Genomic DNA, 13807 nt, shown 5'->3' on the forward strand with positions numbered 1-13807 from the left:
TTGCTGTTGGGCTTAACTCTTAGTATTCGCGGGCGGTGGTGCCGTAATAGCTGTGGATCTCGTTGGACCAGGTGGTGTCGGCCATGTTCGGCCAGTTGTCGGTGTCGAAGCCGGGCGCGTTTTCGATGCGCTCCTTGTCGATGTTCAGCGTGAAGCGCTTGTTGACGGTGTCGAGCAGCAGGGCTTCCCAGGGCACGGCGAACAGTTTTTCGCCGATGGTGAACACGCCGCCGTGCGACATGACGGCGTAGGCAATTTTGCCGCTGCGCATGTCGATCATGATTTCCTTGATTTCACCGAGATGTTCATCCTTGGCGTTATGCACGTGGTCGCCGATCAGGGTGTCGGCACCCATCAGTTCGGGGCCGGGACCTTTATGGCCACGGTCCACATACATGCCATAGGCGTCGCGTTCTTCATAGCTCATGATATACCTCCGTTGAAAAATGCCAGTCTGCGGCAGGGCGACGCCTGGGTCTGTTCGCTCACCCACATAATGTATAAGAGTATAAATATTTCAAATATTGCCACTGCATAATGTTGTTGCGTATGCACCCTCGCTGCGCGCGGATAGCCGGCAGTTGGCGCAATTTTCCACGCCGCAGCGGTCCGTACGCCGGGCTTTAGTGTATAATTTCAATTTCCCGCACGTGCCGTTCGGCACCATCTGCAATGACCAAATTTGTCTTCGTCACCGGTGGCGTTGTGTCTTCCCTTGGAAAAGGGATTGCCGCCGCCTCTCTCGCCGCGATCCTCGAATCGCGCGGCCTTAAAGTCACCATGCTCAAGCTCGACCCGTATATCAACGTCGACCCTGGCACGATGAGCCCTATGCAACACGGTGAAGTCTTCGTCACCGACGACGGGGCCGAAACCGACCTCGACCTCGGTCACTACGAGCGCTTCATCTCCACCCGCATGAAAAAGGTGAATAACTTCACCACCGGCCAGATCTATGAATCGGTGATCCGCAAGGAACGCCGCGGCGAATATCTGGGCAAGACCGTGCAGGTGATTCCGCATATCACCAATGAAATCCAGGACTATATCCGCCGTGGCGCCGAAGGCTACGACGTGGCCCTGTGCGAAATCGGCGGCACCGTCGGCGATATCGAGTCCCTGCCCTTCCTGGAAGCGGCACGCCAGCTGAGCCTGCGCGCCGGCCGCAAGAACACGGCCTTCGTCCACCTGACCCTGGTGCCGTATATCGCCTCGGCCGGTGAACTGAAAACCAAACCGACCCAGCACTCGGTGCAGAAGCTGCGTGAAATCGGCATCTTGCCGAACGCGCTGCTGTGCCGCGCCGACCGCGCGATTCCGGAAGACGAGCGCGCGAAAATCTCGCTGTTCTCGAACATCGAGGAAGACGCCGTGATCTCCGTGTGGGACGTCGACACCATCTACAAAGTGCCGCAGATGCTGCACGACCAGGGCCTCGACAAGATCATCTGCGACGCGCTGGACCTCAATCCCGCGCCGGCCGACCTGTCGGTCTGGAGCAAGCTGATCTACACGCTCGAGCATCCGAAGTCGGAAGTGACCATCGGCATGGTTGGCAAGTATGTGGAACTGACCGAATCGTACAAATCGCTGACCGAAGCGCTGCGCCACGCCGGCATCCACAACGAGTCGAAGGTCAATATCGAGTACATCGACTCGGAAGAAATCGAAACCACCGGCTGCGCCGAACTGGCCAAGTACGACGCCATCCTGGTGCCGGGCGGCTTCGGCAAGCGCGGCGTGGAAGGCAAGATCATGGCGGCCCAGTTCGCCCGTGAGAGCAAAGTGCCTTACCTGGGCATCTGCCTGGGCATGCAAGTGGCGCTGATCGAATACGCGCGCCACAAAGCCGGCCTGACGACGGCCAATTCGACCGAATTCGACCTCGAGACCGCGCAACCGGTGGTGGCCCTGATCGACCAGTGGCAAGGCGCCGACGGCAAGGTCGAGAAGCGCGACGAGAACTCGGACCTGGGCGGCACCATGCGCCTGGGCGCGCAAACCTGCGAAATCAAGCCGGGCACCCTGGCCGCCGAGATCTACGGCGCCGTGGTGACCGAGCGTCACCGTCACCGCTACGAAGCGAACAATCACTACCTGCCGCGCGTGGAAGCGGCCGGCCTGGTGGTGGCCGCCCGTACGCCGACCGAAGACCTGTGCGAAATCATGGAATTGCCGCGCACCGGTGATAACGCCCACCCATGGTATATGGGCGTGCAGTATCATCCGGAATTCAAATCGACCCCACGTGACGGCCACCCGCTGTTCACCTCGTTTATCAAGGCAGCGCTGGCCCACAAGGAAGCGAACGCCACCGAGCAATAAACGTGGTTGATGGCGTTAGGCCTTGAAGCACCGCTCCCGGCAAGTCAGTCTCGCCGGGAGTTTCTTTACCCTCTTTGTGCAATTGCGCATCAGAACGCAGTGTGCAGCCCTGTTACGCTTAACTTTGGAGAATGATATGAGTGCTATTGTTGACATTATCGGCCGTGAGATCCTGGACTCGCGCGGCAATCCGACCGTCGAATGCGACGTCTTGCTGGAATCGGGTGTGATGGGCCGTGCCGCCGTACCGTCGGGCGCCTCGACCGGTTCGCGCGAAGCCGTGGAACTGCGCGACGGCGACGCCAAGCGCTACTTCGGCAAGGGCGTGCTGCAAGCCTGCGAGAACATCAACACCGAAATCTCCGAAGCCATCATGGGCCTGGACGCCAATGAACAGGCTTTCCTGGACCGCACCCTGATCGACCTGGACGGCACCGAAAACAAGTCGCGCCTGGGCGCCAATGCGATCCTGGCCGTGTCGATGGCCGTCGCCAAGGCTGCCGCCGAAGAAGCCGGCCTGCCTTTGTACCGCTATTTCGGCGGTTCCGGCGCGATGCAACTGCCAGTGCCGATGATGAACGTGATCAACGGCGGCGCGCACGCCGACAACAACCTGGACATCCAGGAATTCATGATCATCCCGGTGGGCGCCCCGTCGTTCAAGGAAGCCGTGCGTTACGGCGCGGAAGTATTCCACACGCTGAAAAAAATCCTGCACAAAAAGGGCCTGAACACCAACGTCGGTGACGAAGGCGGTTTCGCGCCATCGCTGGCCAACCATGAAGAAGCGATCAAGCTGATCATCCAGGCAATCGAAGAAGCCGGCTACGAGCCAGGCACGCAAGTGGCCATCGGCCTGGACTGCGCCGCTTCCGAGTTCTACAAGGACGGCAAGTACGAGCTGGAAGGCGAAGGCCTGTCGCTCACCGCCACCGAATTCACCAACCTGCTGGCGACCTGGTGCGACAAGTACCCGATCATCTCGATCGAAGACGCGATGCATGAAGGCGACTGGGATGGCTGGGCGATCCTGACGGCCGAACTGGGCAAGAAAGTGCAACTGGTCGGCGACGATCTGTATGTCACCAACACCAAGATCCTGAAAGAAGGCATCCAGAAGGGCATCGCCAACTCGATCCTGATCAAGATCAACCAGATCGGTACCCTGACCGAAACCTTCGCCGCCATCGAAATGGCCAAGCGCGCCGGCTACACGGCCGTCATTTCGCACCGCTCGGGCGAAACGGAAGACTCGACCATCGCCGATATCGCTGTCGGTACCAACGCCCTGCAGATCAAGACCGGCTCGATGTCGCGTTCGGACCGCATGGCCAAGTACAATCAGCTGCTGCGCATCGAAGAAGATCTGGGCGACATCGCTTCCTACCCGGGCCGCGATGCATTCTATAATCTGAAGTAAATGAAGTAATATCACCAACTGACCGGCCGGAATTTTCCGGCCGGTTTTTTAACCGAGACCCATGCGCCTGATTACGCTCGCCCTGGCGGCCCTGCTGCTGCTGATACAATTTCCCCTCTGGACGGGCAAAGGCGGCTGGCTGCGCGTTGCCGACATGGAAGCGCAAGTCGCGCAGGCGAATCAAAAGAATGTGGAATTGAAAGCCCGTAACGCCAAGCTCGAATCCGAAGTGCGCGACCTGAAGGACGGCACCGGCGCGGTCGAGGAGCGTGCCCGCTATGAGCTGGGCATGGTCAAGCAGAACGAGATTTTCGTGCAGATCGTGCGCAAGGGCCAGATCCCGCCACTGACAGAAGCGCCGTCCGATACCACTGCGCCTCACTGAGACACTGCCTCTGCATTCCTGTTGCAGCGCAGGTTGGCGTCATTATCCTGTCATAACTGGTTTTTACAATAAGGCAACACGGTGTTTCGGGCAATCGCTGCGCATTGCCCGGTACGTGTTCCCCTAATGATAATCAACCAGGAATTGCGCTTGCCATGATCACCAACAAACACACCTTGCTATGCCTGTCGGCGCTGGCCTTGTCCGCCTGCGGTGGCAGCAGTACCGAGTCGCTGCAGACGCTGGACGGCAAGGCGCCGCTGGTGATTGCCCATCGCGGCTTGCCGGGCCTGTACCCTGAACAAACCCGTCCGGCCTACGAGGCGGCGGCCGATGCCGGCGCCGATTCGCTGGAACTCGATGTGCACATGTCGAAGGACTGCGTGCTGGTGGCGCGCCATAATCCCTGGCTGAGCGACAACACCAATATCGGCACGGTCGCGCTGACCAATGCCCAGGTCGCCGCACGCAAACGCACGGTGCCGGGCCGCCTGGTCAATGTCGGCTATTCCCTGGCGACCTACGGCGGCCCGGCGCAATACCTGACCGACCTGACCGATCCGGCCAATCCGAAATCGGTACTGAAATCGCTGATCGTCGATGGCGAAGATCATACGGGCGACTGGTCGATCAGCGACTTTACGGCGGCCGAACTGAAACAATGGATCGGTGGCACGACCTACGACGCGCGCGAATCGCGTCCCAGTGAATTGAATGGCAAATATCCTGTGCTGACGATGCAGGAAGTGATCGATATCGCCAAGGCCAAGAGCGCATCGAGCGGCCGCACGATTTCGGTGTATCCGGAATCGAAAAACCCGGTATGGAACAATGCCCAGGCCATCGCCAACGGTTGCGGCAGCGGCAGCCATCCGTTCGAAGACGCGATCGTGAAGATCGTCAAGGACAATAACCTGAACAGCAAGACAGCGGCGATTTATATCCAGAGCTTCGATCCCGCCAGCCTGAAATACATGCGCGCTGCCGGTTTGACCAGCAAAATGGTGCAGCTGGTCGATGGCAATGACATCAACTACAAAACAGGTGAGATGATTTATCGCACCAACGATGTCTACAACTTCGTCGATGGCCGTCCGTATAGCTGGACCCTGGCTGGCGACGGCCGCTTCTTCGGCGAGATGCTGACGCCGGCCGGGCTGGCCGAAATCAAGACCTACGCCGACGGTATCGGTCCCTGGAAGCCGCAAGTGATGGCCTTGACGATTTCACCGTTCAAGGCGACCAATGCCGATGGCACGCCGTACACCGGTTCGGCTGCAGATGTCAACAAGGCGACGCCAACGAGCCTGATCGCCGACGCGCACAAGGCCGGCCTGTTCGTCCACAGCTATACGTTCCGTAACGAGGCGAAATATCTGGCTGGCGTGTACAAAGGCGAGCCTGCACTGGAATTGCTGGGCTTTTTCCGCGCCGGTATCGATGGCGTTTTCAGCGATTTCAGCAATACGGCCGTGGTGACGCGTAATGCTTATTTGAAAGAAACGGGACACTAAGCACCGTGGCCGGCGCCGCCCGTCGTTGGTACTGCTTAGAACTCGCCCTTGCCGGTCGAGATCAGGTAAAAACGGATGGCGGTGACGGCAACGGCCAGGGCGATCAGGGTGGTTTCGAGGATCATCATAAGGTTCCTAAAGATATCAGTAATTGTTGGTGGATCAGCCGCGCGAAGCCAAAAAGCGCAGTTCGCTGGCCAGATTCGGCATCAGCTGTTCGTAGCGTGCCGCTTCCGAGTTCAGCAGCGCGATATCGTGCTTGCTGGGGCGGGTGTAGCGTGGCTCTTCGCTGGCGGCGGCAGCCTGGACGTATGGTTTCGAGGCGAGCAGGGCGCCCAGGAAGGCGCGCGTGGCGCGGCCCAGGTTGCTGAAGTAACCGTCGTGGCTGTCGGTGCTGTAAGTGCTGGTCAATGTGGACATATGTCCTCCATAAATGGTGTGTTGTTGCATTGCACAATAGCGCAGCCATGGTTATGCGTCCAATTTCAAATTCCAATTTCAGAAATTCAATATGTGAATAATAAGGGCGTAGCAGCCTGGCAACGCATGGAAAAGAATTTGTTGATCTGAATCAATTCTGTTGCAGGCCGGGCGCTTGCGAAGAATGGTGATGACAGTTATGCGTTTGCGTGGGGATGACTGCGCCCTGTGCGCAGGCGCGCGGCGCTGGTGCGGTGCAGCATGAAAGAGGGGTGCGCCGCCGGGCGGCGGCGCGGGAGGGGGCTTAATTGATGCTGGTCGCCGGCGGGATCAACACCTCGGCCGGTGCATCGGTCACAAACAGCTGCGCGCAATCGACCTTGTCGAAATCATAGTGCTGGCCGCAGAAGTCGCAGTTCACGCCCACGTGGCCGATTTCCGCCAGCGCGTCGTTGACTTCCTGTTCGCCCAGCATCTTGAGCATATTGCCCACTTTTTCGCGGGTGCAGGTGCAATGAAAACTCGGGTGCAGCGGATCGAACACGCGGATGGTTTCTTCCCAGAACAGGCGCTGCATCAGGGTGTCGATGTCGGTGGCCAGGATTTCTTCCTCTTTCAGGGTCGACGCCAGCATCACGGCGCGGTTCCAGGTGTCGAGGGCATCTTCTTCCGACACCGGCGTCGCTTCGGCCTTGCCGCCGTGGTGCGGCAGCTTTTGCAGCAGCAGGCCGCGCGAGGTGGTGTCGTCGGTGGCCAGCCACAGGCGCGTGTCGAGCTGTTCCGAGCGCAGCATGTAGTTTTCGATGACGGTCGCCATGTCGTCGCCGTCCAGCGGCACGATGCCCTGGTATGGCTGCTGGCCCGGCACCTTGTCGGCCGGATCGAGCGTGATGATGAAGCGGCCCTTGCCGTTGGCGTTCATCAGTTGCGGCACGGTGGCGCCGTCGACGATCTCCGCATCCGGATCGAGCTTGGCCGTGGCGCGCAGGCGCAGGTCGGAGTCGCACTCGACCACCATCAGGCGTACCGGACCGTCGCCATGGATCTGCATGATGATGGAGCCGTTGAATTTCAGGTTGGCCGACAGCAGGGCGGCCGCCGCCACCATTTCGCCCAGGACTTTTTTCACGGCCAGCGGGTAGGCGTGGCGCGACACCACTTCCTGCCAGGTGTGCGAGACGTCGATGAACTGGCCGCGCACGGCGGCGTTATCGAAAATAAATTTTTGCAGCGTATCCTGGCCTGCGATGGGGGCGATGATCGCGCCGCTGGTGTCATTCGTCATGTGGTTTTATCCAATCTTCTTGAGTTGCGTATTAAATAGCTGGCCGCGCTGTACATAATTGAGAGCATTGCCTTGCAGCCTGGTGATATCGTCCGCTGTCAGGGTGCGCACGGCCTTGGCCGGCGTGCCGATGATCAGCATATTGTCGGGAAATTCCTTGCCTTCGGTGATCAGCGCACCGGCACCGACCAGGCAGTTCCTGCCGATCTTCGCGCCATTGAGCACCACCGCCTGGATGCCGATCAGCGAGCCGTCGCCGATGGTGCAGCCGTGCAGCATGGCCTGGTGGCCGATGGTGACGTTCTGTCCCACGTCGAGCGGATAGCCGGGGTCGGTATGCAGCACGGCGCCTTCCTGTACATTGCTGTTGGCGCCGACCGTGATGCGTTCATTGTCGCCGCGCAAGGTGGCGCCAAACCACACCGAAGTGTTTTCATGCAAGGTGACCTTGCCGATCACATTGGCCGTGTCGGCAACAAACGCGGAAGCATCAATCTGTGGCGCCTCGGCGCCCAATTGGTAGAGTGTCATGTTTAGCCTGAGGCAGTGGTGGAAAGGCCGGGATAGCGCTATTTTACGCTGTTGCAAGACAAGCCAGAACGGCGGCAAGCGATCCGGTATAATTAAAGAACGGTCGTACTTTTATGGCGGTACATTACTTCAGACACAGCATGTGGCGACGCCTGCGCCACTTTCAAGGTAGCTACTCATGAAACTTTCTCGTTCCGAATTCATCAATATCCGTGGTGCGCGCGTCCATGTGCGCCACTGGGGCCGCGACGACGCGCCCATCCTGTTCATGGTGCATGGCTGGATGGACGTGGCCGCCTCGTTCCAGTTCGTGGTCGATGAGCTGGCAGGCGACTGGCATGTGATCGCGCCCGACTGGCGCGGCTTCGGCCAGAGCGACTACACGCAGTCCGATACCTACTGGTTCCCCGACTACCTGGCCGACCTCGACGCCATGCTGCTGCATTACTCGCCCGAGGCGCCGGTGCACCTGCTGGGCCACAGCATGGGCGCCAATGTGGCGGGCCTGTATGCGGGCGTGCGGCCCGAGCGCATCGCCAGCTTCATCAACCTGGAAGGCTTCGGCATGATGGCGACCCGGCCCGAGCAGGCGCCTGGCCGCTATGCCAAATGGCTCGATGAATTGCGCGAGCCGCCGCTGATGCGCAGCTATCCAAGCCAGAAAGCCGTGGCCGAGCGCTTGCAAAAGACCAATCCGCGCTTGAATGATGAACGTGCGGCGTTTCTGGCCGAACACTGGTCGGTGCAGAATGAGGCGGGCGAGTGGGACATCATGGGCGATCCACGCCACAAGCGCGTCAATCCGATGCTGTACCAGGTCGAGGAAGTGATGGCCTGCTGGCGCCGCATCACGGCGCCGGTGCTGTGGGTCGAGGCAGACGACACCAATATGTGGCAATGGATGGGGCCGAAAGAAGAGGCGCGCATCGAAATCGACCGCCGCCTGGGTTTTTTGAAAGACGTGCGCTGCAAGCTGATGGAGGACGCCGGCCATATGCTGCACCACGATCAGCCACGGGCGCTGGCGCGCATGGTGGAAGAGTTCCTCGCCGGAATATGATGTGAACGCTGCCATGCCCTGGCAGGCAGCGTACAATAAAAACTTCCTCCATTTACAGCCTTGCACGGTATTGTTTCCCCATGCTTAAAGTCGACCTGCATTGCCATTCGAACATCTCCGACGGCGTCCTCGCACCGGCCGCCGTGGCCGCGCATGCACGCAAGGCCGGCGTCGACGTTTGGGCGCTGACCGATCACGACGAGGTGTCCGGCATTGCCGAGGCGCGCGCCGCGGCGCTGCAGCAGGGTATGCAGTTTGTTGCTGGCGTGGAAATTTCGATTACCTGGGCCGGCCAGACCGTGCATATCGTCGGGCTGCAGGTCGATGAAAACCATCCCGGCCTGGTCAACGGCCTGAACCAGACACGCTCGGGGCGCGACGCGCGCGGGCGCGAGATCGCCCGCCAGCTGGACCTGGCCGGCGTCCCCGGCGCCTATGAAGGCGCGCTGAAATTCGTCGGCAATCCCGACCTGATGTCGCGCACCCATTTTGCCCGTTACATTGTCGAAACGGGCAAGTGCGCGAATATTCCCGAGGTGTTCAAGAAATACCTGTCCGAAGGCAAGCCCGGTTACGTCGAGCATCGCTGGGCCACCCTGGCCGAGGCGGTCGGCTGGATACGCGGCGCCGGCGGCGTGGCCGTGATTGCCCATCCTGGCCGCTACCGCTTCAGCGACATGGCACAGGGCGTGCTGTTTGATGAATTCAAGCAATTGGGTGGCGTGGCCATCGAAGTGGTGACCGGCAGCCATAGCCCGGACCAGTATCCGGAATATGCGCGGCTGGCCAACGACTACGGCTTTCTGGCCTCGCGCGGCACCGATTTCCATGCGCCGGGCGAGTCGCGCGTGGATTTTGCGCTGCTGCCGCCTCTGCCGGCGAACGTCAAGCCGATCTGGCACGACTGGTTTTAAGTCGGGGCTAAGCCCGCTCTGGCAAGCTTGATAACAGTCATATTGCCCTTATTTTATTGTTATCGCATTCCTGCTGGAGCCATCGCCATGAAACGTATCGTCCTGTTTATTGTCACCAACTTGGCTGTGATGCTGGTGTTGTCGCTTGTCCTGAGTTTGCTGGGCGTCGGCAATCCCGCGCGCGGCAGCACCCTGAACCTGGGCAGCCTGATGGTGTTCTCGCTGGTGGTCGGTTTCACGGGTTCCATCATTTCCCTGTTGATCAGCAAACCGATGGCCAAGTGGAGCACCGGCGCGCGCGTGATCGACAACCCCACGTCGTCAACCGAGCTGTGGCTGGTCGGTACGGTGCGCACGCTGTCCGAGCGGGCCGGTATCGGCATGCCTGACGTCGCCATCTACGAGGGCGACGCCAATGCGTTTGCCACCGGCGCGTTCAAGAACTCGGCGCTGGTGGCGGTATCCACCGGTTTGCTGGAAAGCATGAACCGCGATGAGGTCGAAGCCGTGCTGGGCCATGAGATCGCCCACGTCGCCAATGGCGACATGGTGACCCTGACCCTGATCCAGGGCGTGGTCAATACCTTCGTGGTGTTCCTGGCACGGGTGGTGGGTTTCTTTGTCGATAATATGCTGCAGAAAAACAATAACCGTGAAGGCGGACGCGGCATCGGTTATTTCGTCACCGTGATGGTGTGCGAGGTGCTGTTCGGCCTGCTGGCCTCGATCATCGTCGCCTGGTTTTCGCGCCAGCGCGAGTTCCGCGCCGACGCCGGTTCGGCCAAGCTGTTGGGCAGCCCGACGCCGATGATGCATGCGCTGGCGCGCCTCGGCGGCGTGGCGCCGGGCGAGCTGCCGCAGTCGATGCAGGCGCTGGGCATCAATGGCAAGGGCGGCTGGGGCGCCCTGTTCGCCACCCATCCGCCGCTGGAGGAACGCATCGCCGCGCTGCGCGGCGTACAATCATGACACATCAATAAAAAACTGGTCCGCCAGTCAGTGAACCCATGAGTCAATTTTTCCAGATTCACCCTGACAATCCGCAATTGCGCCTGATCAAGCAGGCCGCCCACATCATCCAGTCCGGCGGCGTGGTGGCCTTGCCCACCGATTCCTGCTACGCGCTGGTCTGCCAGCTCGACGACAAGGGCGCCGTCGAGCGCCTGCGCCGCATCCGCGGCATCGATGAAAAGCATCATCTGACCCTGCTGTGCCGCGACTTGAGCGAGCTGGGCGTATACGCCCGCGTCGACAACCGCCAGTTCCGCCTGCTCAAGGCGGCCACCCCGGGCGCCTATACCTTTATCCTGGAAGCGACCAAGGAAGTGCCGCGCCGCCTGAGCCACCCGTCGCGCAAGACCATCGGCCTGCGCGTGCCCGAGCACCGCATCGTGCAATGCCTGCTGGAAGAACTGGGCCAGCCGCTGTTGGGTACGACCTTGACCCTGCCGGGAGATGAAGACAGCCTGACCGACGCCGACACCATCCGCGAGCGCCTGGAAAAGCTGGTCGACCTGATCGTCGATGGCGGCGTCTGTGCGCACGGCCCCACCACCGTGATCGACCTGACCGGCGCCGAGCCCGAAGTGGTGCGCGTGGGACGTGGCGACCCGGCCGCGCTGGGCCTGTAGGCAGGGGCTTTACCTCCCTTTAATGGCGGCATAAGAAAGTGGCAAGGGCGGCTCTGGTAGAATCGCGGTCATGAGCGATTTCAACACGATAGTCCAAACCGTCGCGGTGTACCTGGTACCCGTTCTTTTTGCCATCTCCCTGCATGAAGCGTCGCACGGCTATGCCGCCCGCTATTTTGGCGACCCGACCGCCGCCAACCAAGGCCGGCTGAGCCTGAACCCGATCCGCCATATCGATCCGTTCGGCACGGTGCTCCTGCCGCTGCTGTTGTATTTCACGATACAAGTGCCGTTCGGCTATGCCAAGCCGGTGCCGGTCGATTTCAGCCGCCTGCGCAACCCGAAGAAACAGATGGCCTGGGTGGCGTTTGCCGGGCCCGGCTCGAACTTCGTGATGGGCTTTGCCTGGATGATCGCCCTTGTCGTGCTGAGCGTGCTGCCGCCGACCGAGATCGGGGCGTTCCTGCGCAAGATGGCCGGCGCCGGCGTCAGCGTCAACGCGGCCATGTTCGTGTTTAACATGATCCCCGTGCCGCCGCTCGATGGCGGGCGCATCATGACCGGCATCCTGCCGATGTCGCTGGCGCGCCCTTACGCCAGCATCGAGCGCTATGGCATGTATGTGTTCGGCGCGCTGGTGCTGCTGATGTATCTGGGCGTGCTGAACGGCGTGCTGCTGGCCGCGATCAAATTTGTCATCGGCATTTTCGTCATGCTGGTGTCGCCGCTGACCGCCATGCTGACCTGAGCCGCCACCACAACCGATGGATATTTCGATGCAAGCAACTGAACAACACAAGAATGCCGAGACCATCTCCGGCTGGGTGCGGCGCTGGGCGCCGCTGCTGCCGGGCGGCGAAGTGCTGGACCTGGCTTGCGGCAGCGGCCGCCATGCGCGCCACCTGGTCAGCCTCGGCCACCCGGTAATCGCGCTCGACCATGATCCGGAAATGCTGGAAAAAGCGGCCGGACCGGGCGTCACCACCTCGCTGGTGGACCTGGAGGCGCCTGGCGCCGCGTGGCCCTTCGCGGCCGGCCGCTTTGCCGGCATCGTCGTCACCAACTACCTGCACCGTCCGCTGTTTGACGCGATGATCGCCAGCCTGGCGCCCGATGGCCTGCTGCTGTACGAAACCTTTGCCGAAGGCAATGAAGAGTTTGGCAAACCGTCGAACCCCAACTTCCTGCTGCAGGAAGGCGAGCTGCTGGCGTTGGCCTTGCAGCAAGGCTTGCGCGTGGTGGCGTTTGAAGAAGGCCGCGTGGAGCAGCCGAAAGCTGCTTTGGTGCAACGAATTTGCGCCGTACGGCCGGATTTTCCACGGCTGGCGGCTTTGTTGCCAGCGTTTTGAGCGGCATTCCTCTCGTAGAATGCACCACAGGCGCGGGCTATCCGCTACAATCGTTGTTTTATTTATCGGCGCTATAAACTTACTATGATCAAGGGCAGCATTGTAGCAATCGTCACCCCGATGCACGCGGACGGCAGTCTGGACATTCCAGGTCTGCGCAAGCTGATCGACTGGCATATTGCCGAGGGTACAGACAGCATCGTGATCGTCGGCACGACCGGCGAATCGGCAACCGTCAGCGTGGAAGAGCATTGCGAGCTGATCAAGCTGACCGTCGAGCACGCCAATGGACGCATTCCTGTCATCGCCGGCGCTGGCGGCAACTCCACGGCGGAAGCCATCAAGCTGACGCGTTACGCGAAAGATGCGGGTGCCGATGCTGTGTTGCAAGTTGTGCCTTACTACAACCGTCCTACCCAGGAAGGCATGTATCAGCACTTCAAGGCCATCGCCGAAGCCGTCGATATTCCCGTGATCCTGTACAACGTGCCGGGCCGCACCGTGGCCGACATGAGCAACGAGACCATCGTGCGCCTGGCCGCGATCGCCAACATCGTCGGCGTGAAAGATGCAACCGGCAATCTCGGCCGTGGCATCGACCTGCTGCGCCTGGTGCCCGCCGATTTCGCCGTCTACTCGGGCGATGATCCGACCGCCATGGCGCTGATGCTGTGCGGCGGCCACGGCAATATTTCCGTGACGGCCAACGTTGCCCCGCGCGCCATGCACGAGCTGTGCGTTGCCGCCATGGCCGGTGACCGCGCCACGGCGATCGCCATCAATAACAAGGTCTTCCCCCTGCATCAGAAATTGTTTGTCGAACCGAATCCGGTGCCCGTCAAATGGGCGCTGGCGGAAATGGGCCTGATGCCTGCCGGCATACGCTTGCCGCTGGTGCCACTGGCCGATCAGTACCATGCCACCGTGCGCGATGCCTTGCGCGACGCTGGCGTCTTATCCTGAGCCCGGACTG

15 protein-coding genes are annotated in these 13807 nt (G+C 60.8%); 11 read left to right on the plus strand and 4 right to left on the minus strand.

The annotated features are described in order from the left end of the window. Positions 1-19: 19 nt before the first annotated feature. Entirely contained in the window at positions 20-427 is a 408-nt protein-coding gene (locus Q8L25_RS12015) for a PRC-barrel domain-containing protein (protein WP_308925040.1), read from the minus strand. A 245-nt stretch (positions 428-672) separates the two neighbouring features. Between Q8L25_RS12015 and Q8L25_RS12020 the strand changes: the two genes are divergently transcribed. From Q8L25_RS12020 to Q8L25_RS12035, 4 genes are all read left to right on the plus strand, one after another. Then, on the plus strand, positions 673-2325 hold the full coding sequence (locus Q8L25_RS12020) for a CTP synthase (protein WP_308925041.1): 1653 nt from the start codon (positions 673-675) through the stop codon (positions 2323-2325). 136 nt (positions 2326-2461) lie between these two features. Then, positions 2462-3745, plus strand: coding sequence for a phosphopyruvate hydratase (eno, locus tag Q8L25_RS12025; protein ID WP_308925042.1), 1284 nt, complete (start codon positions 2462-2464; stop codon positions 3743-3745). A gap of 61 nt (positions 3746-3806) precedes the next feature. Continuing rightward, on the plus strand, positions 3807-4130 hold the full coding sequence (gene ftsB, locus Q8L25_RS12030; protein ID WP_308925043.1) for a cell division protein FtsB: 324 nt from the start codon (positions 3807-3809) through the stop codon (positions 4128-4130). 155 nt (positions 4131-4285) lie between these two features. After that, positions 4286-5644 (plus strand): glycerophosphodiester phosphodiesterase family protein, encoded by a 1359-nt coding sequence (locus Q8L25_RS12035; RefSeq protein ID WP_308925044.1) that lies wholly within the window; start codon positions 4286-4288, stop codon positions 5642-5644. A gap of 162 nt (positions 5645-5806) precedes the next feature. Here Q8L25_RS12035 and Q8L25_RS12040 read toward each other — a convergent pair whose 3' ends face one another. The 3 genes from Q8L25_RS12040 to Q8L25_RS12050 all read right to left on the minus strand — a co-directional run bounded on the left by Q8L25_RS12040 (position 5807) and on the right by Q8L25_RS12050 (position 7880). Next, a complete protein-coding gene (locus tag Q8L25_RS12040; protein WP_308925045.1) occupies positions 5807-6064 on the minus strand; it encodes a hypothetical protein in 258 nt (85 codons plus the stop codon). Positions 6065-6368: 304 nt separating this feature from the next. Continuing rightward, positions 6369-7349 carry an Hsp33 family molecular chaperone HslO gene (hslO, locus tag Q8L25_RS12045; protein ID WP_308925046.1) on the minus strand — a complete coding sequence of 327 codons (981 nt, stop codon included), beginning with the start codon at positions 7347-7349 and terminating at the stop codon, positions 6369-6371. Between the two features lie 6 nt (positions 7350-7355). After that, positions 7356-7880: a gamma carbonic anhydrase family protein gene (locus Q8L25_RS12050; RefSeq protein ID WP_308925047.1), complete on the minus strand. Its 525-nt coding sequence runs from the start codon at positions 7878-7880 to the stop codon at positions 7356-7358. Between the two features lie 178 nt (positions 7881-8058). Between Q8L25_RS12050 and Q8L25_RS12055 the strand changes: the two genes are divergently transcribed. From Q8L25_RS12055 to dapA, 7 genes are all read left to right on the plus strand, one after another. Next, entirely contained in the window at positions 8059-8940 is an 882-nt protein-coding gene (locus Q8L25_RS12055; RefSeq protein WP_308925048.1) for an alpha/beta hydrolase, read from the plus strand. Between the two features lie 80 nt (positions 8941-9020). Further along, the gene (locus tag Q8L25_RS12060) at positions 9021-9854 is read left to right on the plus strand and encodes a 3',5'-nucleoside bisphosphate phosphatase (protein ID WP_308925049.1); all 834 of its coding nucleotides are present in this window, start codon (positions 9021-9023) and stop codon (positions 9852-9854) included. Between the two features lie 87 nt (positions 9855-9941). Next, positions 9942-10823 (plus strand): protease HtpX, encoded by an 882-nt coding sequence (gene htpX / locus Q8L25_RS12065; RefSeq protein WP_308925050.1) that lies wholly within the window; start codon positions 9942-9944, stop codon positions 10821-10823. A 38-nt stretch (positions 10824-10861) separates the two neighbouring features. Beyond that, the gene (locus Q8L25_RS12070) at positions 10862-11485 is read left to right on the plus strand and encodes an L-threonylcarbamoyladenylate synthase (RefSeq protein WP_308925051.1); all 624 of its coding nucleotides are present in this window, start codon (positions 10862-10864) and stop codon (positions 11483-11485) included. 70 nt (positions 11486-11555) lie between these two features. Continuing rightward, on the plus strand, positions 11556-12233 hold the full coding sequence (locus Q8L25_RS12075) for a site-2 protease family protein (protein ID WP_308925052.1): 678 nt from the start codon (positions 11556-11558) through the stop codon (positions 12231-12233). A 28-nt stretch (positions 12234-12261) separates the two neighbouring features. Next, on the plus strand, positions 12262-12834 hold the full coding sequence (locus tag Q8L25_RS12080; protein WP_308925053.1) for a class I SAM-dependent methyltransferase: 573 nt from the start codon (positions 12262-12264) through the stop codon (positions 12832-12834). Between the two features lie 84 nt (positions 12835-12918). Further along, on the plus strand, positions 12919-13797 hold the full coding sequence (gene dapA, locus Q8L25_RS12085) for a 4-hydroxy-tetrahydrodipicolinate synthase (RefSeq protein ID WP_308925054.1): 879 nt from the start codon (positions 12919-12921) through the stop codon (positions 13795-13797). Positions 13798-13807 lie beyond the last annotated feature (10 nt).

This window comes from Janthinobacterium sp. J1-1 (assembly GCF_030944405.1).
Taxonomy (GTDB): domain Bacteria; phylum Pseudomonadota; class Gammaproteobacteria; order Burkholderiales; family Burkholderiaceae_D; genus Janthinobacterium.